26 protein-coding genes are annotated in these 25,835 nt (G+C 70.7%); 14 read left to right on the top strand and 12 right to left on the bottom strand.

The window, feature by feature from the left end:
- Positions 1 to 32: 32 nt before the first annotated feature.
- Both HFP48_RS20055 and HFP48_RS20060 read left to right on the top strand, forming a co-directional pair.
- The gene (locus tag HFP48_RS20055; RefSeq protein WP_006946528.1) at positions 33 to 539 is read left to right on the top strand and encodes a DUF2505 domain-containing protein; all 507 of its coding nucleotides are present in this window, start codon (positions 33 to 35) and stop codon (positions 537 to 539) included.
- A gap of 6 nt (positions 540 to 545) precedes the next feature.
- Positions 546 to 1,379: a hypothetical protein gene (locus HFP48_RS20060; RefSeq protein WP_029545190.1), complete on the top strand. Its 834-nt coding sequence runs from the start codon at positions 546 to 548 to the stop codon at positions 1,377 to 1,379.
- Here the strand turns inward: HFP48_RS20060 and HFP48_RS20065 are convergent.
- Positions 1,325 to 1,942, bottom strand: coding sequence for a type IV toxin-antitoxin system AbiEi family antitoxin (locus HFP48_RS20065; RefSeq protein ID WP_029545192.1), 618 nt, complete (start codon positions 1,940 to 1,942; stop codon positions 1,325 to 1,327). The two genes, HFP48_RS20060 and HFP48_RS20065, sit on opposite strands and share 55 nt — an antisense overlap.
- A 103-nt stretch (positions 1,943 to 2,045) precedes the next feature.
- Between HFP48_RS20065 and HFP48_RS20070 the strand changes: the two genes are divergently transcribed.
- Positions 2,046 to 2,783 (top strand): DUF2993 domain-containing protein, encoded by a 738-nt coding sequence (locus HFP48_RS20070; protein ID WP_043803277.1) that lies wholly within the window; start codon positions 2,046 to 2,048, stop codon positions 2,781 to 2,783.
- 39 nt (positions 2,784 to 2,822) lie between these two features.
- Here the strand turns inward: HFP48_RS20070 and deoC are convergent, their stop codons facing one another.
- Positions 2,823 to 3,488, bottom strand: a complete 666-nt coding sequence (deoC, locus tag HFP48_RS20075) for a deoxyribose-phosphate aldolase (protein WP_006946525.1) — start codon at positions 3,486 to 3,488, stop codon at positions 2,823 to 2,825.
- A gap of 64 nt (positions 3,489 to 3,552) precedes the next feature.
- Here deoC and HFP48_RS20080 point away from each other — a divergent pair, with 64 nt between their 5' ends.
- Positions 3,553 to 4,077 (top strand): N-acetyltransferase, encoded by a 525-nt coding sequence (locus HFP48_RS20080; protein WP_072635778.1) that lies wholly within the window; start codon positions 3,553 to 3,555, stop codon positions 4,075 to 4,077.
- Between the two features lie 74 nt (positions 4,078 to 4,151).
- On the opposite strand, the gene HFP48_RS20085 is transcribed toward HFP48_RS20080, so the two are convergent.
- Entirely contained in the window at positions 4,152 to 7,571 is a 3,420-nt protein-coding gene (locus HFP48_RS20085) for a serine/threonine-protein kinase (RefSeq protein WP_168579920.1), read from the bottom strand.
- A gap of 488 nt (positions 7,572 to 8,059) precedes the next feature.
- Here HFP48_RS20085 and HFP48_RS20090 point away from each other — a divergent pair, with 488 nt between their 5' ends.
- The 5 genes from HFP48_RS20090 to purU all read left to right on the top strand — a co-directional run bounded on the left by HFP48_RS20090 (position 8,060) and on the right by purU (position 13,982).
- Positions 8,060 to 8,677, top strand: coding sequence for an MBL fold metallo-hydrolase (locus HFP48_RS20090; RefSeq protein ID WP_006946520.1), 618 nt, complete (start codon positions 8,060 to 8,062; stop codon positions 8,675 to 8,677).
- Positions 8,674 to 11,085: an FdhF/YdeP family oxidoreductase gene (locus HFP48_RS20095; RefSeq protein ID WP_246872441.1), complete on the top strand. Its 2,412-nt coding sequence runs from the start codon at positions 8,674 to 8,676 to the stop codon at positions 11,083 to 11,085. The genes HFP48_RS20090 and HFP48_RS20095 overlap by 4 nt, the downstream gene beginning before the upstream one ends.
- Entirely contained in the window at positions 11,073 to 11,897 is an 825-nt protein-coding gene (gene fdhD / locus HFP48_RS20100; RefSeq protein WP_006946513.1) for a formate dehydrogenase accessory sulfurtransferase FdhD, read from the top strand. Before HFP48_RS20095 ends, fdhD begins: the two co-directional genes overlap by 13 nt.
- Positions 11,898 to 12,190: 293 nt before the next feature.
- Positions 12,191 to 13,051, top strand: a complete 861-nt coding sequence (locus HFP48_RS20105; RefSeq protein WP_168579922.1) for a class I SAM-dependent methyltransferase — start codon at positions 12,191 to 12,193, stop codon at positions 13,049 to 13,051.
- Positions 13,052 to 13,094: 43 nt separating this feature from the next.
- Positions 13,095 to 13,982 (top strand): formyltetrahydrofolate deformylase, encoded by an 888-nt coding sequence (purU, locus tag HFP48_RS20110; RefSeq protein ID WP_006946510.1) that lies wholly within the window; start codon positions 13,095 to 13,097, stop codon positions 13,980 to 13,982.
- A gap of 23 nt (positions 13,983 to 14,005) precedes the next feature.
- Here purU and HFP48_RS20115 read toward each other — a convergent pair whose 3' ends face one another.
- From HFP48_RS20115 to HFP48_RS20145, 7 genes are all read right to left on the bottom strand, one after another.
- A complete protein-coding gene (locus HFP48_RS20115; protein ID WP_168579923.1) occupies positions 14,006 to 15,550 on the bottom strand; it encodes a molybdopterin-dependent oxidoreductase in 1,545 nt (514 codons plus the stop codon).
- Between the two features lie 61 nt (positions 15,551 to 15,611).
- Positions 15,612 to 16,649: an alpha/beta hydrolase gene (locus HFP48_RS20120; protein ID WP_006946508.1), complete on the bottom strand. Its 1,038-nt coding sequence runs from the start codon at positions 16,647 to 16,649 to the stop codon at positions 15,612 to 15,614.
- 70 nt (positions 16,650 to 16,719) lie between these two features.
- On the bottom strand, positions 16,720 to 17,622 hold the full coding sequence (locus HFP48_RS20125; RefSeq protein WP_050035632.1) for a diiron oxygenase: 903 nt from the start codon (positions 17,620 to 17,622) through the stop codon (positions 16,720 to 16,722).
- Between the two features lie 82 nt (positions 17,623 to 17,704).
- On the bottom strand, positions 17,705 to 17,998 hold the full coding sequence (locus HFP48_RS20130; protein WP_006946506.1) for a DUF2516 family protein: 294 nt from the start codon (positions 17,996 to 17,998) through the stop codon (positions 17,705 to 17,707).
- A gap of 76 nt (positions 17,999 to 18,074) precedes the next feature.
- Positions 18,075 to 18,905 carry a hypothetical protein gene (locus tag HFP48_RS20135; protein ID WP_006946505.1) on the bottom strand — a complete coding sequence of 277 codons (831 nt, stop codon included), beginning with the start codon at positions 18,903 to 18,905 and terminating at the stop codon, positions 18,075 to 18,077.
- A 1-nt stretch (position 18,906) separates the two neighbouring features.
- Positions 18,907 to 19,455 carry a helix-turn-helix transcriptional regulator gene (locus HFP48_RS20140; protein WP_006946504.1) on the bottom strand — a complete coding sequence of 183 codons (549 nt, stop codon included), beginning with the start codon at positions 19,453 to 19,455 and terminating at the stop codon, positions 18,907 to 18,909.
- 60 nt (positions 19,456 to 19,515) lie between these two features.
- Positions 19,516 to 20,787, bottom strand: coding sequence for a DUF445 domain-containing protein (locus tag HFP48_RS20145; RefSeq protein WP_029545205.1), 1,272 nt, complete (start codon positions 20,785 to 20,787; stop codon positions 19,516 to 19,518).
- Positions 20,788 to 20,926: 139 nt separating this feature from the next.
- Here HFP48_RS20145 and HFP48_RS20150 point away from each other — a divergent pair, with 139 nt between their 5' ends.
- Genes HFP48_RS20150 through HFP48_RS20160 form a run of 3 tightly spaced genes read left to right on the top strand, consistent with a single transcriptional unit; the run spans position 20,927 to position 22,948 of the window.
- Positions 20,927 to 21,667, top strand: a complete 741-nt coding sequence (locus HFP48_RS20150; protein WP_006946502.1) for a TetR/AcrR family transcriptional regulator — start codon at positions 20,927 to 20,929, stop codon at positions 21,665 to 21,667.
- Positions 21,668 to 21,708: 41 nt separating this feature from the next.
- Positions 21,709 to 22,056 (top strand): DUF4873 domain-containing protein, encoded by a 348-nt coding sequence (locus HFP48_RS20155; protein WP_029545207.1) that lies wholly within the window; start codon positions 21,709 to 21,711, stop codon positions 22,054 to 22,056.
- Between the two features lie 31 nt (positions 22,057 to 22,087).
- Positions 22,088 to 22,948 carry a PPK2 family polyphosphate kinase gene (locus HFP48_RS20160; protein WP_006946498.1) on the top strand — a complete coding sequence of 287 codons (861 nt, stop codon included), beginning with the start codon at positions 22,088 to 22,090 and terminating at the stop codon, positions 22,946 to 22,948.
- Positions 22,949 to 22,969: 21 nt separating this feature from the next.
- Here the strand turns inward: HFP48_RS20160 and HFP48_RS20165 are convergent, their stop codons facing one another.
- Positions 22,970 to 23,191 (bottom strand): hypothetical protein, encoded by a 222-nt coding sequence (locus tag HFP48_RS20165; protein ID WP_006946496.1) that lies wholly within the window; start codon positions 23,189 to 23,191, stop codon positions 22,970 to 22,972.
- Between the two features lie 133 nt (positions 23,192 to 23,324).
- Here HFP48_RS20165 and HFP48_RS20170 point away from each other — a divergent pair, with 133 nt between their 5' ends.
- Positions 23,325 to 23,816, top strand: a complete 492-nt coding sequence (locus tag HFP48_RS20170; protein ID WP_029545210.1) for a DUF6328 family protein — start codon at positions 23,325 to 23,327, stop codon at positions 23,814 to 23,816.
- 6 nt (positions 23,817 to 23,822) lie between these two features.
- Here HFP48_RS20170 and HFP48_RS20175 read toward each other — a convergent pair whose 3' ends face one another.
- Positions 23,823 to 24,719, bottom strand: coding sequence for an SDR family oxidoreductase (locus HFP48_RS20175; protein ID WP_050035634.1), 897 nt, complete (start codon positions 24,717 to 24,719; stop codon positions 23,823 to 23,825).
- A gap of 85 nt (positions 24,720 to 24,804) precedes the next feature.
- On the opposite strand from HFP48_RS20175, the gene HFP48_RS20180 reads away from it, so the two are divergent.
- A complete protein-coding gene (locus HFP48_RS20180) occupies positions 24,805 to 25,818 on the top strand; it encodes an iron-containing redox enzyme family protein (RefSeq protein WP_168579924.1) in 1,014 nt (337 codons plus the stop codon).
- Positions 25,819 to 25,835 lie beyond the last annotated feature (17 nt).

Raw genomic sequence — 25,835 nt, forward strand, 5'->3', positions numbered from 1 at the left:
CGTTCGGTAACGAACCGGTAACCTCGCGTGTCATGGCCCGGCGAATCGACTACTCCGCCCGCTATCCGTACAGCCCGGAGCAGGTGTACGAGGCGCTCTCGGACCGCGCGCACTGGGAGGCGCGCATCGTCGAGATGCGCAAGTACTCCGAGAACCACCTCGCGGAGTTCGAGGTGTCGGACGACGGCATCGACCTGGTACTGCACCACGTCCTGCCGCGCACGGAACTGCCCGAGATCGCCCAGACGGTGATGAAGAAGGACATGGTCATCACCCGTAAGGAGACGTACACCCCCTTCGGCGACACCATCACCGGCAGCTACCAGGCCTCGGTCCCCGCGGGTCCCGGCAGCCTCACCGGCACTATGGAACTGTTCGCCTCGGACGGCGGCAGCACCCTGCGCACCACCTCGGAGGCCAAGGTCTTCCTGCCGTTCATCGGCGGCAAGCTCGAGCAGCTCATGCTCGTCAACCTCGTCGACCTGTTCCGCACCGAGGCGGAGATCACCGCCGGCTGGCTCGCGCGCCGGTTCGGATAGTCCCCTGTGCGCGCCCCGCGCCCGGAAGGTGTCGTCACCCGCGGCACCACGGGCATCAACCGCCTGCGCCGCAGCGACCGCTGGCTGATGCACCACCCCGACGTCGCCCGCGTCCTGCACTCCCGGGACGACGCGCTCGTCGTCGACCTCGGCTACGGCGCGATGCCGGTGACCACCCTCGAGCTGGCCGCGCGGCTGCGCACGGTGCGTCGCCGCCTCCGGGTGGTGGGTCTCGAGATCGATCCCGACCGGGTGGTGCCGGGGCGGGACGGCGTGGAGTTCGCCCGCGGGGGCTTCGAGCTGGCCGGGCTCCGGCCGGTGCTGATCCGCGCGTTCAACGTGCTGCGCCAGTACCCGGAGGAGGCGGTGGCTCCCGCGTGGGATCGGCTGCGGTCCGGGCTCGCGCCCGGCGGGTTGCTGCTCGACGGCACGTGCGACGAACTGGGCCGGCGGTGCGCGTGGGTGCTGCTCGACGAGCACGGCCCGCGCACGCTCACGCTGGCGTGGAGCCCGTTCCACTCGGACACCCCGTCGGACCTGGCCGAGCGTCTGCCGAAGGCGCTGATCCACCGCAACGTGCCGGGGGAACGGATCCACGAGCTGCTGCAGGCGGCGGATCGGGCCTGGGCGTCGGCGGCACCGCACGCGGCGTTCGGACCGCGCGTGCGCTGGCGCGCGACGCTGGACCTGTTGCGCGCCCAGGGCGTGCCGGCGGCATCGCAACGCCGGCGGCTGCGGGACTGCGTGCTGACCGTGCCGTGGGACTTCGTCGCCCCGGCGCAGGCTCAGCCGGCCGCGAGCAGTGCCAGCTCGATGCGGTCCGCGACGGCCGCGGGCTGATCGGCGACCGCGGCGTGCAGCTGCGCCGAGGTCACCCGCCCGATGGCGATGGCGTCGCCGACGAGTTCGTCGAGGACCTCCTGGGAGACGCCACCCGCGGCGAGGTCGACGGCGGTCCGCGCGGGGGTGGTGATGCGGAAGCACCCGACCTGCTCGCAGTCCTGTGCGCGCAGCTGCCGGTGGTGCAGGGCGAGCCGGTTGCTCGGCACGGTTCGCTGGTCGGCCGTCGACAGGTGCAGGAAGCGGGGTTGCAGGTGCCCCATGCCGTGCAGGTCGGCGGCGCTCTGGTGCGAGACCACCGCCGCGCCCTCGTACCAGGCGCACCACTGCGCGAACTCGTCGAACTTCGTGTGCGGGCTGTCCCCGAGCCGGAACAGGTCCGATTCGATCCGGACCCAGTGCCCGGCCGCGATCCGGCCGACGAAGTCGATCGTGGCGATGCCGTGGGCAATGGCCTGTCGCGCGGTGAAGAAGCCCGCCTGCGCGAGCGCGGTATGTCGCAGGGCCTCGTCCGGATCCACCCGGCCGGAGGCGTCGTGTTCAGGTTCCGTCCAGCCCGTCATGCCGCCACAGTACCCGAACAACTGTGTCCCACCTCACACTTTCTGGTAGTGGGACCGCATCTTCACAGACCTTCCTCAGAGTTCTTCGGAACAATCCCGAACCATGACGAACCGGAAGCGCATCCCCTTCGCCACCATCGGCATCGCCCTCGCCGTCGCGCTGGTCGCGGTGCTCGTCGGCGCCGAGGTGTACGTCCGCAACCGTGCCACCAACTGCCTCGCGCAGTCGTTCGAGAGCGAACTCGGCACGAACGTCGACGTGGATCTCGGGTGGAAGCCGGTGCTGCTCTCGCTCGTGGACAAGCAGGTCTCGTCCGTCACGCTCGACAGCGACGACACGGCGTTCGGCCCCGCCCAGGAGATGCAGGTGCACGCCGTGGTCCGCGACGTGGATCTGCGGGAGAGCGCCGCCGGGGCCGGGACCATCGGCAGCTCGAGCGCCGACGTGGTGTGGCCGTCGTCGGGCATCCTCGCAACGGTGCAGACCCTGCCGCTCGGCTCGCTGATCACCGACGTCACCCCGGACGCGAACGCCGGCACCCTCCGCTTCACCGTGGGCGGCGCGGACCTGGTGGAGCTGACCGTGCGGCCGGAGGCCCGGAACGGGGCGATCGCCGTCGAGACGGTGGACGCGTCGCTGTTCGGCATCGGGTTGCCCACGGCACTGGTCGACGGCATCGTCCAGATCCTCACCGAGAGCCTGCAGCAGTACCCGCTGGACATGCAGGCGACGGCGGTGTCGGTCACCGACTCCGGTATCGCGGTGACGCTCGAGGGCGGCGCCTACACGATGCCGGAGGCCCCGGCCGGACAGCAGTCGCAGAACCAGCTCGACTGCTGAGGCCGCGGCCCGATACTCGCTGAGGCCGCGGCCCGGTGCTCACTCCGGCAGGTCGTCGAGCACCGCGCGGGTGCCGGACAGGCCGAGCCGGGTGGCGCCGGCCTCGATCATGGCCAGCGCCGCCTCGGCCGTGCGGATGCCGCCGCTGGCCTTGACGCCGAGCCGGCCGCCCACCGTCTCGGCCATCAGCCGCACCGCGTGCACCGACGCACCCCCGGCGGGATGGAACCCGGTGGACGTCTTGACGAAGTTCGCGCCGGCCCGCTCGGCGGACCGGCACGCCTCGACGATCGCCTCGTCCGACAGCGCCGCCGACTCGATGATCACCTTGAGCACGGGCTCGAACCCGATCGCCTCCCGGACGGTGAGGATGTCGGCGAGCACGGCGTTGAAGTCCCCGGCGACGGCCGCTCCGATGTCGATCACCATGTCGATCTCGGCGGCGCCCTGATCCACGGCGAGCCGGGCCTCGGCGCCCTTGATCAGCGAATGGTGCTTGCCCGACGGGAAGCCCGCCACGGTGGCGACGACGAGTCCGTCCGCCCGCAGCGGCAGCATCGACGGCGACACGCACACCGACCAGACGCCGAGCTCGCGGGCCTCGTCGACGAGCGCGCGCACGTCGGCCCCCGACGCCTCGGGCTTGAGCAGGGTGTGGTCGACCATCGCGGCGACCCGGGCACGGGTGAGGGTGGTCTCCGGCATACCCGTCAGCTTTCCACAGCGATATTCCGTTGCCCGGCCCGACGCCGGTGTCCACACTGCTCTCGTGTTCATCCGACGAGAACTTCCCGCCGACGTCCCCGCGATCGGCGACGTGCACCGCGCCGCATTCGCGCCGCTCACCCCCGCCGGCGCGGAGCCGGTCGAGCCCGGCCTGGTCGAGGCGCTGCGCGCCGGCCCGGCGTGGCTGCCCCGGCTGTCACTGGTCGCAACGGACGCCGAGGGCACGGTCGTCGGGCACGTGTGCGTCACCCGCGGCACGGTCGACGGCGAGCCGGCGCTGGCCCTCGGGCCGATCGGGGTGCTGCCGGAGTTGCAGCGCGCCGGCGTCGGGGGCGCTCTGATGCACGCGGTGCTCGGCGCGGCGGACGCCCTCGACGAACCGCTCGTGGTGCTGCTCGGGCACCTGGACTACTACCCCCGTTTCGGGTTCGTCCCGGCCGCCGAGCTCGGTGTCGAACCCGACGTGCCCGAATGGGCGTCACACCTGCAGGCCCGCGCGCTCACCGCCCATCGGCCGCAGCTGCGCGGGGTCTTCCGCTACGCGCCTCCGTTCTACGAGATCGGCTAGCCCGAGCGGGCCGTCGGGGCGGCAATCGCGGTGTCGCGATGCGCTCGATTCGGCGCTGCCCGGGGTGGGAGGACTCACGTGTTCTCCGGTGTTGCGGACGGCTGTGGTGCTGTGTGCAGCCGATCGAGGAAGTGGGCGAGGGCGGGGCTGATGCTGCGGCCGTGTCGTTCCGAACCGACCCGCCGAACGAGTTCTCGCACAACGGGTCCGGTATCGAGCACCGGCTGAACCAAACCCGACCGTGCACACTGCTCGAGGACGGGCAGTAACACTCGTTCCGCTTCCGGGAGTGAGCCGACCGTGACAAGGCACTCGGTCAGCAACAAGCGGGCATAGAGGGATGCTCTGGGCCGGTCGGTGGCGCTGATCGACTCGGTGAGGATTCGGGCGCGCCGGCACGCGTGTGTCCGGTCACTGTCGGAGCCGGCGGCGAGCAGCAGCCGGATTGCCGCCTCTTCCGTGGTCTCGGCCGTGACCTGGGCGATCCCGTCAGGAACGTCGCTCGGAAGCCCGGGAGGAAAGGTGTCCGGGGAGACCTGCGATATCTTGATGCCCGTCCGGATACGCTCGTTGGTGATGTACACCGCCAGGCGGGGCAGTTGCAGTGACAGCGCCAGCCGTTCCCCTTCAGCCAGTCGCTCGGCGGCCTGTTCGTGCTGCCCCAGGCGATGCTTCAGGCGAGCGCCGATGACGTACGTGGCGAGCATGAACTCGACGGTTCCGCCTTCGGCGCCGAGGCTGTAGCTCTCGTCGAGCAGGCCTTCGGCCTCGGCGAGGTTTCCCTGTTCGTACAGCAATTCCCCGAGGAGGGCACCGGTGAGCCGGGAGCTGTAGGAATTGTCTTCGTCGGAAGCGGTGGCCAGGTGCATGGCGTGGCGCAGGCTCGTCTCGGCGCCGTCGAGATCGAGTTGTTCCCGTGCGGCCACTGCATCGAGGCAATAGCCGTAGATGACACTGAACGGCCCGGAGGCGCGGCGGTGATGCGGGCGTGCCCATTGCTGCCAGCGCCGGGCCTCGTCGAAGTCGAACCGCTGGATCTCGCGGAACGAGGCCACATCCGCGACACCGCACAGAATCCACGGGCGGAGTCTGTCGGCGCGGGCGATACACGCCTCGAGTGCCTCGTCGAGGTGGTCGAGACGGTCGTCGAAGACGGTGATGGTGGCCCGGATGAGATCGGCCTCGGCTCGGGCGTCAGCCTCTTCGTCGCCGGGCACGGTCGGCAGCACTGCCTCGAGGCGGCTGAGGGCGTCGTTGGCCGCAGCGCGGTGGTGCAGCAGTGCGTGTGCCCAGGCCACCGCCAGCTGCAGGCGTGGCCGCATCGCGCCGGCGGTCGTCGGTAGCTTGGTCTCCAACCCGAGCAGAGTGTTCATCCGGGATTGTTCGAGCAGTGGGATTGCTTCCCGCTCGACCACGTCGATCGCTGCGTCGTCGTCGCCGGCAGCGTGGAAATGATCGACCGCCGCGCTCAACAGGTGTTGATCGGCGAACCATCGGGCCGCGGTCCGGTGCAGCTCGTGCAGGCGTTCCGGGTCGCCTCGTTCGAGCCGGCGGCGTAGATAGTCGGTGAACAGGTGGTGGTAGCGGAACCACTGTCCCTCCTCGTCGAGCCGGGTGAGGAACAGGTCCCGGTCTTCGATGTCTTCGAGCACGGCCTGGGCGTCCCGGCGGCCGGTGAGGGCGGTGGCCAGGGCAGCGCACGTGCGTTCGCTGACCGCGGTGGCCAGCAGGAAGTCGAGCAGGTCCGGTTCGAGACTGTCGAGGACGTTCTCGGCGAGGTACTCGCCGAGAACGCGATGCCGGCCCGACAGCTGGCGGATGACCGTCCGGGGGTCACGGTGTTCGCGTATTGCCAGCGAGGCCAGCTGCAGGGCCGCCGCCCACCCGTCGGTTGTTTCCTCGAGCTCGGCAACATCCTTGTCCTCCATGGTCAATCCGGTGGTACCGGTGAGCAGCTGGCGGGACTCGTCGACGTCGAAGCGCAGTGCGGCGGCGTCGATCTCGATCAGCTCGTTGTGCACGCGCAGGCCGCTCAGCGGCAGACCCTGCCGGGCCCGGCTGGTGACGACCAGCTGCAGGTGGTGGCACCCTTGCTCGAGCAGGAACCGGGCGATGGCCCGGCTGGCGGGGTTGGTCACTCGGTGCCAGTCGTCGAGGACCACCGCGATGTGCTGCCCGCCCGTGTGTGTCCGGTTGATCAGGGTGGTCAGCACGAACCGCTCGGCGCCCTCCCCGTGTGCCTCCAGGACACGGGTCAGCTCTCTGCCGAGCCGGGGCAGGGTCACCGTGACCGCATCGACGAGATGCGCGAGAAACCAGGCGGGGGTGTTGTCGTCTTCGTCGATCGACAACCAAGCGGTCTTGCCGCCGTCGTGCTCGAGCATCCGCACGTACTGGGTGGCCACGGTGGTCTTGCCGTATCCGGCCGGGCCGTGGATCAAGATCAGCCGTGCCCGGGTCGCGGTACTGAGCCGGTCGAGCAGCCGGGTGCGCTGCACCATCGCGTGAGCCGCGACCGGGGGGCGGTACTTGGTCGCCACGGCGGGCGGGCGAGCAGGCACGGACGCACCGGCCGAAGGGTCGAGGCGCAGATACGCCGCGGTCGCGGGGGATTCGCGACTTTCCGGCTGCGGTGGGCTCTCCTCGTCCCAGACCAACGGCAGCGGCAGGTCGGCAACGGTGTAACCGAGGTCCGCCCCGGCGCTGCGCAGCGCCTCCCCCAACCCCGCCGCCGTGCCGAAGCGGTGGGCGGGCTCACGGGCCATCGCCTGCTCGATCACCGCACACACACCCTCCGGAACATCCCGCTCGCGCAGATCCGGGATCGGTTCGGTGCTGATCCGCAGCAGCTGCGCCACCAGTTCCTCCCCGCGGCGCCGCGCGTAGGCCGGCCGGCCGGCCAGCGCGGTGAACAAGGTGGCGCCGAGTCCGTAGACGTCCGAGGCGACCGACGGAGACTGCCCGTGCAGCAGCTCCGGCGCGGTGTAGGCGGGAGAGCCCACCACCAAGCCTCGCGTGGTGTCCTGCCGATCCGACAGCCGGGCGATCCCGAAATCGGTCAGTTGCGGTTCGCCGTACTCGGAGATCAGGATGTTCGCCGGTTTGACGTCGCGGTGCAGGACACCCGCCCGGTGTGCCGTCTCGAGCGCCCCGGCCATCTTGATGCCGATGTCGAGAACTTCGGCAACCGTGCGGGCCCCGCGCCGGTTGATCCAGGCCTCGAGGGAGTCCCGGCGGTGGAACGGCATCACGATGTAGGGACGCCCGGTACGGGTGACGCCGGCCTCGAGCACGTGCACGATGTTCGGATGCCCCGACAGCCGGCCCATCGCCTGCTGCTCGCGCAGAAACCGCACCCGGTCGGTCTCGTCCGGACTGGGGCTCATCACCTTGACCGCGACCACCCGGTCGAGGGCGGGCTGACGACAGCGGTAGACGATGCCGAAACCTCCCTGCCCTGCCACCCGCGGCTCGACGAAACCGGCCGCGCTCAACTCGTCCGCAAGCTCCCTCGGAGGCGGATCAGCGGGACGTTCGGCGGCGTCACCGGACACCGTGCACCCGGTCTTCGGACCGAGTCCGGCACGGCAGCAGGTGCACCACGGCACTCCCGGGAGCCGGTTCTGCCGGCCGGTGCTCTGCGGACTTGATCATGACGCCACCTCGGATTGCTTCCGATTCTAGGCGCCACCCGCAGAAATTCACTGGCGGTGGGGAGCGCGAGGGCCTGGGCGCACTGCCCATCGGGACAGGCCGATCTGATCGTTCGGCCAGTTCGTCGGCAAGTCGGCGGACTTTACGGTGGATCCGGCAACGACCGTTGACGGTCGGGCAGGACCAGCTGTGTTCGATGAAGATGCGAGGGACCACGTGTGCGATCGGAAGGCCTACCGCGGTGCGCGTTCCTGTGGTGCAGGCTCACGCCCAGAGGTATTCGGGTCGGGGACACGTGCAGTGAGCCGACCGACGGTACGAGCCTGACGTGAGTGAGGGTTTTCGGATCGACCGCGTCTGCGTTCGACGAGCACGGCCCCCGGGGCCGTTCTTCGCCGATCCCGGAGAAACGAACGTCTGGCTGGTCGGCGACGACCGGGACGTGGTGGTCGTCGATGCGGGTGGTCGAGCCACCGACATCGCCGACGCGGTCGGTGACCGATGTGTCACCGCGGTGATCTGCACCCAGGGTGGCCGGGCCCACGTCTCGGCCGCGGTCGACGTGGGCGTGGGACTGTGTGCTCCGATCCTGCTGCATCCGGCCGACCACGCGTTGTGGCAGGCGGTGCACGGGCAGCGTCGCTATTGGCGACTCGACGACGGGCAGCGCATCGCCGTCGCCGGTGACGAGATCCGGGTGCTGCACACTCCGGTCGCCACGCCCGGGTCGGTGTCGTTGCATCTTCCGCACCTGGGCGTGGTGTTCACCGGCGACGTCCTCCGGCACGGGTGTGAAGCGCCCGGACACACCCCGACGCCGAGCACGGCGCCCGGGCCACTGTCGGCGTTACCGGCCGACACCCGAGTGCACCCCGGCCACGGCGACAGTTTCCTTCTCGGCGAGGCGTTCTCGTCGACCGATCGATGGGTGCGACACAGCGCATGACGAACACCACGGACCGGCACGTCTTCGACGAGAACGACATCCAGATCACCGACCCCAAGTCCTACGCGGCCGGGGTGCCCGCGGTGCTGGTGTCGCTGCGTCGTGGTCTCGAGCAGATGGGCCCGCTTCGCACCGCCCGCACCCTGGCCCGGCTGAACCAGCGGCACGGCTTCGACTGCCCGGGGTGCGCCTGGCCGGAGAGCCCGGGGCATCGCAAGGCCGCGGAGTTCTGCGAGAACGGCGCCAAGGCCGTCGCCGAGGAAGCCACCACCCGGAAAGTCGGCCCGGCGTTCTTCGCCGCCCATTCGATTCCGGAGCTGCTCGCGCAGACGGACTTCTGGCTCGGGCAGCAGGGCCGGCTGACGCATCCGATGATCATCCGACCGGGCGGGGCGCACTACGAGCCGATCGGCTGGGACGAAGCCTATGCGGTGATTGCCGAGCACCTGCGTGCCCTGCCGAGCCCGGACGAGGCGATCTTCTACACCTCCGGCCGCACCTCCAACGAGGCGGCATTCGTCTACCAGCTGATGATCCGGTCCTTCGGCACCAACAACATGCCGGACTGTTCGAACATGTGCCACGAATCCTCCGGCACCGCCCTGACCGAGACCATCGGCATCGGCAAGGGCTCGGTGTCGGTCACCGACCTCGAAGACGCCGACCTGATCCTCATCGCCGGCCAGAATCCCGGCACCAACCATCCCCGCATGCTCTCCGTGCTCGAGAAGGCCAAGGCCAACGGCGCCACGGTGATCGCGATCAACCCCCTGCCCGAGGCCGGGTTGCTGCGGTTCAAGGACCCGCAGAAGGTGAACGGCGTGCTCGGTGACGGCGCACAGATCGCGGACGAGTTCCTGCAGATCCGCATCGGCGGGGATCAGGCCCTGTTCCAAGGCCTGGCCAAGCTGCTGCTCGAGGAGGAGGACCGTCGGCCGGGCACCGTGCTCGACCGCGAGTTCCTCGACAGCCGGTGTGCCGGGTTCGAGCAGTGGGCCGAGCACATCCGGGCCGTCGACCTCGCCACGGTGCTCGAGGCGACCGGCCTGACGCGCGAGCAGATCGAACAGACCGCCCGCGCCCTGATCGCCTCGAACGCCACCATCGTGTGCTGGGCGATGGGCCTGACCCAGCAGACCCACGGTGTGGCCACCATCGAGGACGCGGTGGCCTTGTTGCTCATGCGGGGGATGATCGGCAAACCCGGAGCGGGGGTGTGCCCGGTGCGCGGGCACTCCAACGTCCAAGGCGACCGGACGATGGGGATCTGGGAGAAGATGCCCGAGTCCTTCCTGCAGGCTCTGGACGACGAGTTCGGCATCCGGAGTCCCCGCAGGCACGGCCTCGACGCGGTCGATTCGATCCGCGCCATGCGCGACGGCGCCGCGCACGTGTTCATGGCGATGGGTGGCAACTTCCTCTCCGCGACCCCGGACACCGACGTCACGGCCGCCGCGCTGCGCAACTGCGCGCTGACGGTGCAGATCTCGACCAAACTCAACCGCAGCCACCTCGTGCACGGGCGCACCGGGATCATCCTGCCCTCGCTCGGCCGCACCGACAAGGACGTCCGCAACGGCCGCAAACAACTGGTGTCGGTGGAGGATTCGATGTCGGTGGTGCATCTGTCCCGCGGTGGCCTGACGCCGGCCGGCGAACAGTTGCGCAGCGAGGTCGCCATCGTCTGCGAGCTCGCGCAGGCATTGTTCGGGCCGGATCACCCGGTGCCGTGGCGCGCGTTCGCCGACGACTACGACGCCATCCGCGACGCCATCGCCCGCGTCGTGCCCGGGTTCGAGAACTTCAACACCCGGGTCCGCCGACCGGACGGGTTCGTCCTGCCGCACCCACCCCGCGACGAGCGCCGCTTCCACACCGCCACCGGAAAGGCGAACTTCGTCGTCAACGACCTCGACTGGGTACCGGTGCCCGAGGGCCGGCTGATCCTGCAGACCCTGCGCTCCCACGATCAGTACAACACCACCATCTACGGCCTCGACGACCGCTACCGCGGCGTCAAGGGCGGCCGGCGGGTGCTGTTCGTCAACGACCGCGACCTCGAGTCGTTCGGCTTCGCGGCGGGCGACCGGGTGGACCTGATCTCCGAATGGCCCCGCCCCGACGGCACCGTCGAAGCGCGCCGCGCCGACGACTTCCGGCTCGTCCCCTACCCCACCCCGGTCGGCAACGTCGCCGCCTACTACCCCGAAACCAACCCCCTGATCCCGCTCGACCACGTCGCCCGCAAGTCCAACACCCCCGTGTCCAAGGCCGTCACCATCCGCCTCGAAGCCCACACCCCTCGGCACGAGGGCGCCGCGGCACCGGGCACGGCGCCCGGCCGGCCTTCCCCCGGATCACCCGGGCGAGGCGAACTGGTGCACCGGAGCGTCGCATGGGACGAGTAACCACCCGCACCCGCATCACCCGCATCCACGCGAACCGACAGTCGACACGCCCGGACACCGTGGTCGTCGAAGAACCCCTCGAACTCCGGGTGAACGGCACCGCGCTGGCGGTGACCATGCGCACCCCCGGCTCCGACATCGAACTCGCCCAAGGCTTCCTGCTCACCGAAGGCATCGTCGGCGACCGCGGCGACATCGCCGCGATCCGCTACTGCCACAGCACCGACGAAAACGGCCGCAACACCTACAACGTCCTCGACATCGACCTCGCCCCCGGCGTCGCCCTGCCCGAGACCGGCATCGAGCGCAACTTCTACACCACCTCCTCCTGCGGGGTGTGCGGCAAGGCCTCCCTCGACGCGATCCGCCAACGCACCCGCCACGCCCCGGCCGACGACCCCGTCGTCGTCGACCCCACCGCCCTGTCGGGCATGCCGCACACCCTGCGCGAGGCGCAGAAGGTGTTCGACCGCACCGGCGGCCTGCACGCCGCCGGCCTGTTCACCGCCACCGGTGACCTGCTCGCCCTGCGCGAGGACGTCGGCCGGCACAACGCCGTGGACAAGATCGTCGGCTGGGCCACCGAAAACCACCGCATCCCCGCCCGGGGAACGGTCCTGCTCGTCAGCGGCCGCGCCTCCTTCGAACTCGCCCAGAAGACGGTCATGGCCGGCATACCCGTCCTCGCCGCCGTCTCCGCACCGTCCTCACTCGCCATCGACCTGGCTGACGAATCCGGGCTGACCCTGGTCGGTTTCCTGCGCGAGGACACCATGAACATCTACACCCACCCTCATCGAATCGGGGTGTGAGCAATCCGCAGGGTGCCCGTCCCCTCCGGGGAGCACGTGAAGGCCGCCGCGCCGCGCTCGTCGCACGGGCGCGAGCGGGCTGTTGTGGTGGCGAGCGGGCGGTTCCTGAGCCCTCCCCTCGCGGTTCGCCGCGAAATCCACCCGCTCGACGCGGGATGTACCCGCTCGACGTCCCGGGTGCTCGCCATTCAGCATTCGGAACTGAAACGTTCGGAACTGCAATAAGGTATCGGCTGCACTCCCGCTGGGCATCCGAGGTTCCGTCCTCGGATTCGAGAACCCGAGGACGAGGCATGACCGACGCAGTGGACGAGACGGCACGGCTCGCGAGCACCTTCGACGACGCGAGCGGCGACTTCGACCGGCTCACCCCGACGGTGTGGGGCCCGGCGGGGCAGGCGCTGGTCTTCCAGCTCGGGCCCGGTCCCGGCGCGACGGTGCTGGACGTGTGCTGCGGCGCCGGCGCCTCGGCGCTGCCCGCCGCCGCGGCGGTGGGACCGACCGGCCGGGTCCACGCGATCGACGTCGCCGACGAACTGCTCGAGCTCGGCCGGCTCGTCGCCGCCGAGCGGGCGCTGCAGAACATCGACTTCGTGTGCGCCGACGCCACCACGTGGGAACCGCCGTCCGCGGTCCCGGAGGCCGGGTACGACGCGCTCGCCATCTCCTACGGCGTGTTCCTGCTGCCCCACATGGACGCCACGTTCGACCGCCTGGTCGGCCTGGTCCGGCACGGCGGCCGGATCGGCGTCACCGTGTGGCGGGCCGGCGCGATGGAGGAGATCAGCGCGACGCTGTTCGACGTCGTCGGCCGCCGCAACCCGGCGGTGGCGGGCCGGCCGTCGCTGCGCGACCGGACACCGCTGCACGCGATCGATCTGCCACGCACCCTCGAGGCGTGGCTCGCGGCCGCCGGCACCCACTCGGTGGAGGTACGCACCCTGTCGAATCTGCTGCCCGCCACCGAGGAACTGTGCTGGACGCTGGTGACCGCGACGGGCCTGCGGGCAGCCCTGGCCGGGCTCGACGCCGACGCGGTCGCCGCGGTGCGCGCCGAGTTCATGGCGGCCGTCACCGAGCGCGGCATCCACACGATCGACGCGACGACCCTCGTCGGGACCGCCACCGTCCGGCGGCCCCCGGCGACGGTGTGACCGGCCGGAACGACCCGGATGCACACCTGAGACACTGGACGGCATGACCTCCGCTGCCTCGTCCGACGACCGTCGGTATGTACTGTCACTGGGCTGCCCCGACGCCACCGGCATCGTCGCCCGCATCTCGACCTTCCTCGCGGACGTGGGCGGCTCGATCGTCGAAGCCGGCTACCACGCGGACCCCGACAGCGGCTGGTTCTTCACTCGTCAGGCGGTGCGCGCCTCCTCCATCCCGCTCGGCCTCGACGAACTGCGCGAGCGGTTCGCGACCGTCGCGGCGGAGCTGGGCCCGGAGACCGAGTGGACGCTGCAGGACACCGGCGAGACCAAGCGGGTGGTGCTCCTCGTCAGCAAGGAGGGCCACTGCCTGCACGACATCCTCGGCCGGGTGGCCGCCGGCGAGCTGAACGCGGAGATCTGCGCGGTCGTGGGGAACCACCCCGACCTCGAGCGGGTGACCCGCCGGCACGGCATCGACTTCCATTACGTGTCCTTCCCCAAGGACCCGGAACAGCGCGGGCCCGCGTTCGAGCAGGTGCGCAAGCTCGTCGACGTGCACGATCCGCACGCCGTCGTGCTGGCGCGGTTCATGCAGATCCTGCCGCCCGAGCTGTGCGAGCACTGGGCGGGCCGGGCGATCAACATCCACCACAGCTTCCTGCCGTCGTTCATCGGCGCACGCCCCTACCATCAGGCCTTCGCGCGCGGCGTGAAGCTGATCGGCGCGACGTGCCACTACGTGACCCCCGAGCTGGACGCCGGCCCGATCATCGAGCAGGACGTGGTGCGCGTCGGTCACGCCGACACGGTCGGCGACATGGTGCGCCTCGGCCGCGACGTCGAGAAGCTGGTGCTGGCCCGCGGTCTGCGCTGGCACCTCGAGGACCGGGTGCTGGTGCACGGCAGCAAGACCGTCGTCTTCAGCTGACGTCCCGTTCCGGGGCGCGCCCGTCACCCGACCGTGACGGTGCGGCTGTGCCAGCCGGTGGCGCCGTCGGGGATGGGCGGGCGACGCTGCTCGTCCTGCACCCGGCCCTCGCCGTCCGTCGCCCGCACCTCGAGCACGTGCGTACCGGGCGTCGCGTCCCACCGCCACGTCCACTGCCGCCACGTGTCGAGGGAGTACTCCTCGGCGAGCACGGCGTCGTTCCAGGGGCCGCCGTCGACCCGGACCTCGACGCGGTCGATGCCGCGATGCTGCGCCCACGCGGTACCGGCGACGATCACGGGCCCGGGTTCGAGCCGGCCGAACGCGGCGGGGACGTCGATGCGCGAGGCCGTCCGGACGGGGGCCTTCTCCGCCCAGCCGCGCCGCGTCCAGTAGGCCTCGGCCCGGTCGAAGCGGGTCAGTTCCCAGTCGACGACCCACTTGGTGGCGGAGACGTACCCGTACAGGCCCGGCACCACCTGCCGGGCCGGGTATCCGTGTTCGAACGGCAGCGGCTCGCCGTTCATCGCGACGGCGAGCAGGGCGTCGCGGCCGTCAAGGACCGCGTCGACGGGGGTGCCGCAGGTGAAGCCGTCGACGCTGGTGGACAGGAGCATGTCGGCGTCGGGGCGGACCCCGGCGCGCGCGAGCAGGTCGCTCATCCGGTATCCGATCCAGCGGGCGTTGCCGGCCAGGTCGCCGCCCACCTCGTTGGACACGCAGGTGAGCGTGAGGATCCGTTCGACGGGTTCGAACGCGGCCAGGTCGTCCCAGGTGAGCGTCACCTCCCGTTCCACCATCCCGTGGATGCGCAGGCGCCAGTCGGCGGTGCGCAACCGCGGCACCCGGAGCGCGGTGTCGATGCGGTAGAACTCCGCCGGTGAGGTGAGGAAAGGGGTGGCCCCGGGGACCGTCACCTCGGTGCCGGCCGGCACGGATGCGGCGGGCCGGGCGGGCCGCGGGATCAGGAACCGGGCGCGGTCCTCGACGGCCCGCGTCAGCCGGTCGGTGAGGTATCGGCCGGTCGCGCCGGCGGCCACGGCCACGGCGGCCGCGGAGCCGACCACCGTGAGGAACCGCCGGCGCGGCCACCGCGACGCCGGGGTCTCCGGCACGCCGTCGCGGACGTCGGATCGGGCGAGCAGCCGGATGGAGTACTGCAGCAGCGCCGCGCCCGCGACGGCGCCGGCGACCGTCGGCAGCGCGGCGACGGCCGTGGCGCCCGGCCGGCTCAGCGCCGCGTACACGCCCACCGCGGCCAGGGCGAGGATCACGAGGCCACCGCGCGGGCGGCCGGGCTGCTCGAGCAGCCCCGCCCCCACGGCGAGTACGGCCAGGATCACCGACATGCCGATGAACAGCGCCGGCTTGTCGGACGTGCCGAAGGTGTCGATCGCGAACTCGCGGGCCCACGCCGGGGCTCGGTCGACCGTGGTGGCGCCGACGGCGTAGAACGGCGACGAGGCGGGCCCGATCAGCACGGCCAGCAGTTCTCCGATGCCGAGGACCACTCCGAACGCGACGAGGCCGGCGAAGGCGCGGGCCGCGCGGTGGCGGGCCACTGTCATGGGTCTCCTCCCGGTGGACTACACCGAGGGTTCGGCGCCGCACCCGCCGCGGATGGGACCCTCAGGCGCCGGCCGGCATGCGATCGCGTTCGGCCAGGTGCAGCAGTTCGTCGTCGAAGGCGTCGATCGCCTCGACCGAGCTCATGTGCCCGATCCCGTCGAGCACCACGAGCCGCTCGAGGTGCCCGCAGGTCTTCAGGGTCTCGGCGAGCTTGCGGGCGTGCACCGGCGGTGTGAGCCGGTCCGCGGTGCCGACGAGCACGGTCGTCGGGACCGTGAGGTGGTCGAGCCCGTCGCGGATGTCGAAGGCGCTCAGCGCGGTGCCCCAGTTGCCGCGGGCCCGCGGCGTGCAGCCGAGCACGATCTTCTCGCAGAAGGCGACCTCGGCGGTGCTCGAACCGGGCGCGAGCGCGACGTACTTCAGGGCCCGGGTGGTGACGGGTGAGGCGACGAGCGGAAGGGCGGCGCCGAGGAGCCGGCGCGCGACGGGCTCCTGCACCCGCCCCAGCCGGGACGGCAGCAGCGCGGCCTCGGCGAGCAGGCTGTCGGTGCCGGTGCTCGCGAGCAGCACCCCGGAGGCCTTCTCCCGCACCTGATCGGGGTGGCGGCCGGCCCACGCGATGATGCTCATGCCGCCCATGCTGTGACCGGCGAGGACTGCCTTGCGGCCGGCCGGCACCGTCGCCTCGAGGACCGCGGCGAGGTCGTCGGCGAGGACGTCGGGGCCGAAGGTCCGGGTACCGAGGTCACTGCGGCCGTGTCCGCGCTGGTCGTAGGTGATCACCCGGTAGCGGCCGGCGAGGGCGTTGATCTGCGGGATCCAGTAGTCGGCGTTGCAGGTCCATCCGTGGCTGAGCACGATCGGGTCGGCGTCAGGGTCGCCGTACGCGCGGACGTTGAGGTGGGCACCGTCGTCGGTGGTGAGGTCGATGACGTCGGGTTCCACCGTCGGCGGCGCGAGCAGCGCGTGCGGTGGCCGGTCGGCGGCGCGCACCACGGCGCGGCGTCGGCGGGCGCGGTAGGCCACGAGGCCGGCAACGGCAGCGGCGCCGGCCACCCCGGCGATCGCCAGGGTGGTCCTGCGGGACGGCTTCTTCACCTGTGTTGTTCTCCTGGTTGCTGGAACGACGGCCGTCGCGACGTGCGGCGGCCGGGGGACGGTCGCGCGGTCACAGGACGTGGGCGCGGCGGAGCAGCAGGGTGGACGGTCCCCCGATCAGGCCGACGTCGTCGAGGAACTCGATCGTCCGTCGTGCGCCCTCGCGGAGCCGGTCGTGGTAGTGGGTGTTGGCGCGGACCGCGGCGGTGGCCTCGGCGACGTCGAGTCCCGCGGCGGCGTAGACGTCGTCGTGGACCAGGCTCGTGACGACGAAGTACGCGGAGATGCCCAGCTGCAGCCGGACGCGTGCGCGGTCGGCGCGGGAGAGGTGGCGCGTGCGGCGGATGATCTCCTCACGCGCGTACCGGATGTGGCGGGACTCCTCGATCACATGGATGCGGCTGACGGTGCGGGTGACGGGCTGGACCCGCTCGTCGCGCATGAAGTCGCGCTGCATCATGTCGAGGATCTCCTCGGCGAACAGGGTGCCGCCGAAGGCGAGCGCTCCGCTCGCGGTGGCCTTGAACAGCCGGCCGCTCTCCCGGATCCAGCGCTTCGGCCGGTAGGACGGGATCCCGAAGTGCTGTGCCGCGCGCGCGAACATCGTCGAGTGCCGGCACTCGTCGGCGATCTCGGTGAGCCCGAACTGGACGTAGGGGGTGGCGGGGTCGCGGCGGTAGAGGTCGCGCACGAGCATCTGCATCAGGATCATCTCGAACCAGATGCCGGTGCCGGCGATGCTGGCGGCCTCGTGCTGGGTCAGTACGATCCGCTGCCGCTCGGTCATCGACTCCCACAGGGCGGTGCCGTAGAGGCTGCTCCACTCGGGGGTCATGCCGTACTTGTCGGCAGGGACGGGGGCGTCCCAGTCGATCTCGAGGGCCGGGTCGTAGGAGGAGCGCGCCGCGGACGCCAGCAGGCGTTCGGCGGTGTCCTGACGGTCGGCGGTGCGGAAGGTCCGGGTGAGCGCCATCGTCGATCACCTCGTCTCGGTTGTTACCCGTTACTCGAAGTGTCACCAACCTGTCGGCGCTTGTCAAGGCTCCCGGGGAGAGCTACCACCGGCGCCGTTGCACCTCGTCCACCCGCGGCCGCACGTCGACGAGGTACACGCACACGGCGATGACCGCGATGATCCCGAGCATCATGAAGGTGCCCCAGAAGACGAAGATCACCAGCAGCGAGGCGGCGAGGATGCCGAGCCACACCGGCTTGGTGAGCTTGTCGACCGCGGGGAACGCCTCGGCCGGCTGCCGCACGGCATGCAGCAGCGCGAAGCCCGCCCCGGCGAGCGCGACGATCTGCAGAGCGAAGATGATCAGGGCGGCGAGAGAATCGACGTTGGGCACGTCCCCATGGTACGAGCAACGGCCCCCACGCGGAGGTCGCGTGGGGGCCGTCGGCGGTTCTACCGACCGGTCGAGATCAGGCGCCGGTGGTCTTGCGCGGCGCGGCCTTCTTGGCGGGCGCCTTGGCCGGAGTCTTGGCCGGAGCCTTGGCCGCAGCCGGGGCGGGCGCCTTGGCCGGGGTCTTCGGCGCGGCGGCCTTCTCCGCGGCCTCCTCGACCTTGGTGGCGGCCTCGTCGAGCTCGAGCGCGGCGGTCTCGACCCGGTCGGCGGCCTCCTCGGCGGCCTCCTGGGCCTGGCCACCGAGATCGAGCACCCGCATACCGGCCTCCTCACCGGCACCGGAGATGGCCTCGCCGACATCGCCGGCGGTCTCCTCGATCCGGCCGGCGGCGCGACCGGCGAGCTTGGCGGCCTGCTCGCCCACGGCGCGGGTCTGCCGCGCCACGGTGCCGAGAGCATCCTCGGTGAGCTCGACGGCGTCACCGAACGCGGCCTCGGCGCGGCCGATGCTCTCCTCGACGACCGGCTGCTTGCGCAGCCGCTCGATGGTCTCCTCGCCGCGCTCGGCGAGCGCGGTGTAGATGTCGGAGGCCACCTTCAGGTATGCCTCGGCCACCTTGCGCAGCTCCTCGGCAGTGAACTTCTCGCGCAGCTCGGCGAGATCCTCGGGCAGCTCGGCCGGCAGGCCCGCGAGACGCTCGCGCAGGGACTCGACGTTCTCGGTCAGGTCCTCCTGGAAGTCGGCGAGACGGCCCCGGGCGCTGTCGACCCGGTCGGTGACGTCGGTCTGGGTGGTCTCGGCGCGACGGCGGGTCCGGGCCACCACGTCGGCCACGGCCTGGACCACGGCGTCGCCGGCGCCGACGGCGGCATACAGCGGGGTGGCGAAGGTCTTCGGATCGGTCATGTCAGTTCTCCTGTTGGTCGGGGTCGGTCGCGCCCTTCGGGGCGGCGGCCTCGGATGCGGACGTCTCGGATGCGGATGCCTCGGGGGCAGATGTCCCCGGTGCGGATGCCGCCCCGGACGGGCGGGAACCGTTCTCGCGGCAGAACGATTCGTAGATGTCGAGCAGGACCTGCTTCTGCCGTTCGGTGAGGACGGCGTCGGCGAGCAGCGCGTCGCGCACCGCGCTCTGCGGACGTTGCTCCAGGATCCCGGCCCGGACGTAGAGGACCTCCGCGGACATCCGGAGACCCTTGGCAATCTGACCGAGCACCTCGGCCGAGGGCTTGCGCAGCCCTCGCTCGATCTGGCTCAGGTAGGGATTGCTGACGCCGGCGAGCTGGGACAGCTGACGCAGGGACACCTGCGCCGCCTCGCGTTGCGAGCGGATGAAACTGCCGATGTCCTGGGCGGCAGTGCTGACTACCCGGGTAGCGATCTCGGTGGCGCCGGACGCGTCGTCCTTGTCACCGTCCCCCCCGTCGGCGGGTTCACCCGATTCCTTCGTGGACACAACCTCAGCGTACGCGCAAGTGCTAGCTGTAGCAAGCACTCTGCTAGCAGGTGTGGCACGTCACGCGAACAGCAGGTTCGACAGGGTGTAGATGGCCAGGCCGGCGAGCGATCCGACCACCGTGCCGTTGATGCGGATGAACTGCAGATCGCGTCCCACCTGCAGCTCGATCTTGCGGCTCGCCTCCTCGGCGTCCCAGCGCTCGACCGTCTCCCGGATCACCGCGGTGATCTCGTCGGCGTAGTTGGCGGCGATGTACCGGGCCCCATCCAGCAGCCAGCGGTCGAACTTGCCGCGTAGCTCGTGGTCCTCCATCAGCCGCACGCCGAAGTGGATGACGTTCTCGGTGACCTTCGTCCGCAGCGTGCTGTGCGGATCATCGACCGACTCGAGGATCATCCGCTTGGCCGCCCGCCACGTCGCGGAAGCCAGCTGCGTGACCTCCTCGCGGCCCATGATCTCCGCCTTGACCTTCTCCGCCTTGGCGATGGTGACCGGGTCGTGCTGCAGGTCCCGCGCATAGTCGGCGAGGAACCGGTTCGCGGCCACGCGCACCTCGTGGTCGGGGTTGGAGCGCACCTTCCAGGTGAACTCGACGAGCTCGCGATGGATCCGCTCCCCGAGCAGCAGGTCCACGAACTTCGGCGACCACGACGGCGAGTCGCGGCTGATGATGCGGTCGATCGTCTCCTGGCTGCCGAGGGCCCATTGATGGGCCCGCTCGGCCAGCATGTCGATCAGCGGCATCTGCCGGTTCTCGGCGAGGAGCTCGGACAGCACCCGGCCGATGGGCGGCCCCCACTCCGGCTCGGCGATGCGCTTGACGATGGTGTTGTCGATGATCTGCTGGATGTCCTCCTCGCGCAGGACCGTCACGAGGCCCCGCAGCACCGTCGACGTCTCCTGCGCGATCCGCTCGGCGTGGTCGGGCTCGGCCATCCAGGTGCCCAGCCGCAGCGGGATCCGGGCGTTCTCGACCTTCTCCGACACCACCTCGGGGGCGAGGAAGTTGGCGCCGACGAACGAACTCAGGCTCGCCCCGAGCTGATCCTTCTTCCGCTTGATGATGGCCGTGTGCGGAATGGGGATCCCGAGCGGATGCCGGAACAGCGCGGTGACGGCGAACCAGTCCGCGAGCGCGCCGACCATCCCGGCCTCGGCGGCCGCCCGCACGTACCCCACCCATTCGCCGGCCCCGCGCGACTCCTGCCAGCGGCAGAACAGGTAGACCGCGGTCGCCGCGAGCAGAAAGCCGGTGGCGACCGCCTTCATCCGCCGCAGATCCCTGCGCTTGGCGTCATCGTCGATGCTCATCAGCTGCACCTCCACCATTGTGCCGAACCCGCGACCCGCAGGGGCGCGACGCGGGTTCGGCACACCGTCCCCCCTGGGAACGGGACATCCGCACGGGGTGCGGCACACCCCCTTATAAACTGGGCGGACGATCGACAGCGAACGGATGTGCCACCCAGTGCCGAACCACCGAGTTCCCCAGCCCCTGCCCCCGACCGACACGCCGGTCCCGACAGCCGCCGCGCCGACCAAGCAGGACGGGCGCAAGCGCCGCTGGCACGAGCACAAGATCGCCCGGCGCGAGGAACTGGTCGACGGCACGATCAAGGCGATCCGGTCCCGCGGGCGCGACGTCGGGATGGACGAGATCGCCGCCGAGATCGGCGTGTCCAAGACGGTTCTCTACCGGTACTTCACCGACAAGAACGACCTGACCACGGCGACGATGCTCCGGTACGTGGAGACGATCCTCGCTCCGCGCATCTACGCGGCGGTGGCGGAGGATCTCGACGAGTACGACCTGACCCGGGTCGCGATCGCCACGTACGTCGAGACCGTCGCCTCGGATCCCGAGGTGTACCTGTACGTGATGACCAACAGCGCCGCGGCCGGGCGCGATGTCGTGGCGAACTCGGAGCGGATGATCGCCGAACTCGTCGCGACGGTGATCGGCGAGCGGCTCCGGAATCTGGAGATGGACTCGGGCGGTTCCGTGCCGTGGGCGTACGCGATCGTGGGCGCGATCCAGCTCGCCACCCACTGGTGGATCTCCAACAAGTCGATGTCGGCGGAGGACCTGACCGACTACCTCACCATGATGACCTGGGGCGGGATCTCCGGGATCGCCGCCGTCGGCGGCTCGCCGGCGCGGTTCAAGAGCCGGCCGCACCCGCTGCTCCCGGAGGCCGGCACGCCGTGACCAGATTTATGTAACTGGCGTTTACATGTAAAGTCGCGGGCATGTCCGACCCACACGACGACGAACCCGACGGCTACCGCGGCCCCGCCGAGGTCACCGTCGGCGAGCAGCACGCCACCACGGAGGTGCAGCTGGCCGGAGCGTTCGACCCCATCAGCGGGCGCTACCGCTGGCGCGGCCGGATCCGCGGCCTCGCGGCAGCCCTGCCGCCGGGCACCGACCTCTCCCCCGGCACCGACCTCCACCTGACCGTGCCCGGGCCCGGCGGCCCCGCGCCGGCGACCGTCCGGATCAGCGAGACGGACCTGTGGGGCAGCCACATGGTCGACGGCGTCTCGGCCCCGCCCTATCCCACCCGCCCCGACGACACCGAGCTCGAACCCGGCTGATCCGGTCGCCGGATGTGGCACCCTCGGCATCATGACCGTCAAGAGCACCGACCCGTGGCAGACGCCGGCCGTCGAGGTGCTGCGCGCCCACGCCGGGACCAGGGTCGCCGAGATCGACACCAACGGCACCCCGGGCTTCTCCGGCGACAAGGCCACCGGCGAACTGCTCATCGAGGAACGCGGCGCGGTGCTCTCGCGGCTACAGGAGATGCTCTTCGCCAACGGGCGCTCGGGCGACCGCCGGTCGATCCTGCTGATCCTGCAGGGCATGGACACGGCCGGCAAGGGCGGCATGGTCCGCAACGTGATCGGCCACGTGGATCCGCAGGGCGTCGACCACACCTCGTTCGGCGTGCCCACCCCCGACGAGAGGCGCCACCACTACCTATGGCGCATCAACAAGGCACTGCCGCGGGCCGGGCAGCTCGGCGTGTTCGACCGCTCACACTACGAGGACGTCCTCATCGTACGGGTCCACAACCTCGTACCGGAGAGCGTGTGGAGCGCCCGGTACGACGAGATCAACCAGTTCGAGCGTGAGCTCGTCGACAACGGGACCACGCTGATCAAGGTCGCGATGTTCGTCTCGCTCGAGGAGCAGAAGCGGCGCCTGGCAGAACGGCTCGAGCGGCGGGACAAGCACTGGAAGTACAACCCGGGCGACGTCTCCGAACGCAAGCTGTGGCCGGCCTACCAGGAGGCGTACCAGGCGATGCTCGACAGAACGTCGACGGATCACGCCCCCTGGTACGTCGTGCCCTGCGACCGCAAGTGGTACAGCCGCATCGCCGTCATGGAACTGCTCATCGACGCGTTCGAAGGCCTCGACCTGGACTGGCCGCTCGCCGGGTTCGACGTGGAACTCGAGAAGCGGCGCCTGGCCGAGGCGTGAGGCGGCGGCGGGACCGGACCGTCAGAACAGGTGCGGCGTCTCGCGATGCAGACGGTGGTCGTGATGGACGGTCGTGCCGATCATCGCGATCGCCGACGCGACCGCGACGACGCATACTATGCCGGCGACAAGCGCCCACCCGCCGTTGCCGGAACCCGCGGCGTAGAGGAAGGCCGCAAGACTCACGATCGAGAGCAACGCGAGCATGTACCCGGTCCATGCGACGAACAGATTGAGCTTCATGACCGCTCTCCTTCCTCAGAGCGCCGTTGTCCCTGGTGGAGCCGACAGTACCCCCACAGTGACACAGGTCACAAGTGGGCTGCCGTCGTCGCCGCGGAGGTTTGACGGGCGCCGTACGGGGCATGTCACAACCGTGCAGCCCGCAGCGGTGCCGAACGAGGAGTGGAACAGGCAGGTCCGGCACGAGACCCCCGTGCAGCGGCTGGACCGGAACTGGTCGAGCCTGCTGCAGGAGCTGCGCGTAGTGCAGACCGGCGTCCAGCTCCTCACAGGCTTCCTGCTCACCCTGCCGTTCCAGAGCCGGTTCGACGCACTCACCGACTTCCAGCGCGGCGTCTACCTCGTCACCGTGCTCGCGTCGATCGCGGCCACCATCCTCCTCGTCGCTCCCGTGGGCATGCACCGCCTGCTCTTCCGGCAGCGCCGGCTCCCCGAGCTGGTGAACACCGCGCACCGCTTCGCCATGGCGGGCCTGCTCCTGCTGGGCGTCGCGATGACCGGCGTCGTCGTGCTCGTCGTCGGACTGGTGGTCAATACCGCCGCCGGCATCGCCGCGGGCGTCGTCACGGTCGTGCTGTTCCTGACCCTGTGGGTCGCCTACCCCTGGCGCTACCGGCGGCGGTGACCGGGCTCAGCCGGGCAGCGTCTCGCCACCGATCGGTGCGAGCACCTCACCGCTGTAGTACGACGACATCGTCTCGGAGGCGAAGAAGACGTACGAGGGCGCGATCTCGTCGGGCTGCGCGGCCCGGCCGAACGGGGCCTGCTGCCCGAACGTCGCGACCTTCTCCGCATCCATGGTGGCGGGGATCAGCGGCGTCCATACCGGCCCCGGCGCCACGCAGTTGATGCGGATTCCTCGATCCTGGAAGGACTGCGCCAGCGAGTACGTCAGCGCGAGCACCGCGCCCTTCGTCGCCGAATAGTCGATCAGCGACTTGTTACCCCGCAGACCGTTGATGGAGGCGGTGTTGATCACCGCGGAGCCGCGGGGCAGGTGAGCGAGCGCCGCCTTCGTCACGTGGAAGTAGCTGTCGATGTTCACCGCGAACGTCCGCCGCCACTGGGCGTCGTCGAGCTCGGCGAGGTCGTCCACCGGCTCCTGGTACGCGACGTTGTTCACCAGCAGATCCAGGCCGCCGAGCGCCGCGGCCGCGTCGGCGACCACCGCGCGACAGTGCTCCGCGGCGGCGAGATCGCCCGGGAGCAGATGGCATGCACGGCCTGCACGCCGCACCAGTTCCGCGGTGTGCTCGGCGTCGTCGTGCTCCTCCAGGTAGGCGATCGCGACGTCGGCTCCCTCCTTCGCGAAGGCCACCGCCACCGCGCGCCCGATGCCGGAGTCGCCGCCGGTGATCAGGGCCTTGCGTCCGGCGAGCAGGTCACGGCCCCGGTAGTCCCGCATCTCGTCGCGGGGCTGCTCGGCCATGTCGGCCGTCGCACCGGGATAGTCGATCGTGTGGGGCGGGCGCTCGACGTCCTCGCCCCCGGGCGCCGTGTTCTCGTTGTCGCTGTTGTCACCGTTCATGCCCGGGCGGATACCCGCGCGAACCCGTCCCACACCCGCGCGCCGCAGGGCGTTTCGCACGAATCGGGTCCGGGTATCCGCGCACATGCCTGCGAATTCGCCGACCGTCGTGATGCAGTCCTCCGCCCTTCCGCGGGCCCGGGGCCCTGTCTCCCGAGAGGTGATCGAGCGGCTCGCGCGTCCGGCCGATACCGCGATCTGGCCGATCGAGGTGGCCGGGATCGACCCCTACGGCGAGGACGCCCAGCTGGCCCTGACGGTGCTGTACGAACTGTCCTACCGCGGGTTCGACGGAGTCGACGCGGGCTGGGAATGGGCGCCGGGCCCGCTGACCGTCCGGGCCGGCCTCGAGGGGCTGTTCCTGGACCGGCTGCACGCCGACGTGCCCTCGGGCAACGATCCCCAGCGGGTGCTCGACGACCTGTGCCGCGAACCCGAGGACGCGTGGGGCGTGTCCCACCACATCTGCGAACGCGGCACCTGGGAGCAGGTGCGCGAGTTCTTCGTGCACCGGTCCGTCTACCACCTCAAGGAGGCCGACCCGCACTCGTTCGCCATCCCCCGGCTCACGGGCCGGGCGAAAGCGGCGCTCGTCGCGGTGGAGTTCGACGAGTACGGCGGCGGCCGGGCCGACCGCATGCACTCGACCCTCTACTTCGACCTGCTCGCCGCGGCCGGACTCGACCCGGGATACCTGGCGTATCTGGACCGGGTGCCGGCGGAGACGCTCGCGACGGTGAACTTCATGTCCCTGTGCGGGCTGCACCGCGCACACACCCCGAAGCTCGTGGGGTTGTTCGCCTCCGCGGAGATCACCTCCTCCCCGATGGCGCGCCGCATGGCACGCGGCCTCGAACGCCTCGGCGCGCCGAGCACCTGCATCCACTTCTACACCGAGCACATCGAGGCGGACGCGGTGCACGAGCAGGTGCTGCGCTACGACGTGGTGGGCGATCTGGTGGAACGGGATCCGCGCTGCGCGGGCGACATCGCGTTCGGCGCGGAGGCGATGGAATACCTCGAGGGCCGGCTCGCCGCCTACGTGCTCGAGCGGTGGAACGACGACAAGTCGTCCCTGCTCGGCGCCGGAGCCGTCTGAGCGTCCCTCCGGCCGAT

The organism is Rhodococcus sp. DMU1 (assembly GCF_012272955.1).
In the GTDB taxonomy this organism is placed as follows: Bacteria; Actinomycetota; Actinomycetes; order Mycobacteriales; family Mycobacteriaceae; genus Rhodococcus; species Rhodococcus aetherivorans.

What these genes read in the sequence shown, in the direction of transcription:
- HFP48_RS20175 (WP_050035634.1), bottom strand. Translation starts at nt 24,719, where the DNA reads ATGAACGGTGACAACAGCGACAACGAGAACACGGCGCCCGGGGGCGAG.
- HFP48_RS20070 (WP_043803277.1), top strand. Translation starts at nt 2,046, where the DNA reads ATGACGAACCGGAAGCGCATCCCCTTCGCCACCATCGGCATCGCCCTC.
- HFP48_RS20155 (WP_029545207.1), top strand. Translation starts at nt 21,709, where the DNA reads ATGTCCGACCCACACGACGACGAACCCGACGGCTACCGCGGCCCCGCC.
- deoC (WP_006946525.1), bottom strand. Translation starts at nt 3,488, where the DNA reads ATGCCGGAGACCACCCTCACCCGTGCCCGGGTCGCCGCGATGGTCGAC.
- HFP48_RS20055 (WP_006946528.1), top strand. Translation starts at nt 33, where the DNA reads ATGGCCCGGCGAATCGACTACTCCGCCCGCTATCCGTACAGCCCGGAG.
- HFP48_RS20105 (WP_168579922.1), top strand. Translation starts at nt 12,191, where the DNA reads ATGACCGACGCAGTGGACGAGACGGCACGGCTCGCGAGCACCTTCGAC.
- HFP48_RS20115 (WP_168579923.1), bottom strand. Translation starts at nt 15,550, where the DNA reads ATGACAGTGGCCCGCCACCGCGCGGCCCGCGCCTTCGCCGGCCTCGTC.
- HFP48_RS20135 (WP_006946505.1), bottom strand. Translation starts at nt 18,905, where the DNA reads ATGACCGATCCGAAGACCTTCGCCACCCCGCTGTATGCCGCCGTCGGC.
- HFP48_RS20095 (WP_246872441.1), top strand. Translation starts at nt 8,674, where the DNA reads ATGACGAACACCACGGACCGGCACGTCTTCGACGAGAACGACATCCAG.
- HFP48_RS20160 (WP_006946498.1), top strand. Translation starts at nt 22,088, where the DNA reads ATGACCGTCAAGAGCACCGACCCGTGGCAGACGCCGGCCGTCGAGGTG.
- HFP48_RS20145 (WP_029545205.1), bottom strand. Translation starts at nt 20,787, where the DNA reads ATGGTGGAGGTGCAGCTGATGAGCATCGACGATGACGCCAAGCGCAGG.
- HFP48_RS20180 (WP_168579924.1), top strand. Translation starts at nt 24,805, where the DNA reads ATGCCTGCGAATTCGCCGACCGTCGTGATGCAGTCCTCCGCCCTTCCG.
- HFP48_RS20065 (WP_029545192.1), bottom strand. Translation starts at nt 1,942, where the DNA reads ATGACGGGCTGGACGGAACCTGAACACGACGCCTCCGGCCGGGTGGAT.
- purU (WP_006946510.1), top strand. Translation starts at nt 13,095, where the DNA reads ATGACCTCCGCTGCCTCGTCCGACGACCGTCGGTATGTACTGTCACTG.
- fdhD (WP_006946513.1), top strand. Translation starts at nt 11,073, where the DNA reads ATGGGACGAGTAACCACCCGCACCCGCATCACCCGCATCCACGCGAAC.
- HFP48_RS20165 (WP_006946496.1), bottom strand. Translation starts at nt 23,191, where the DNA reads ATGAAGCTCAATCTGTTCGTCGCATGGACCGGGTACATGCTCGCGTTG.
- HFP48_RS20125 (WP_050035632.1), bottom strand. Translation starts at nt 17,622, where the DNA reads ATGGCGCTCACCCGGACCTTCCGCACCGCCGACCGTCAGGACACCGCC.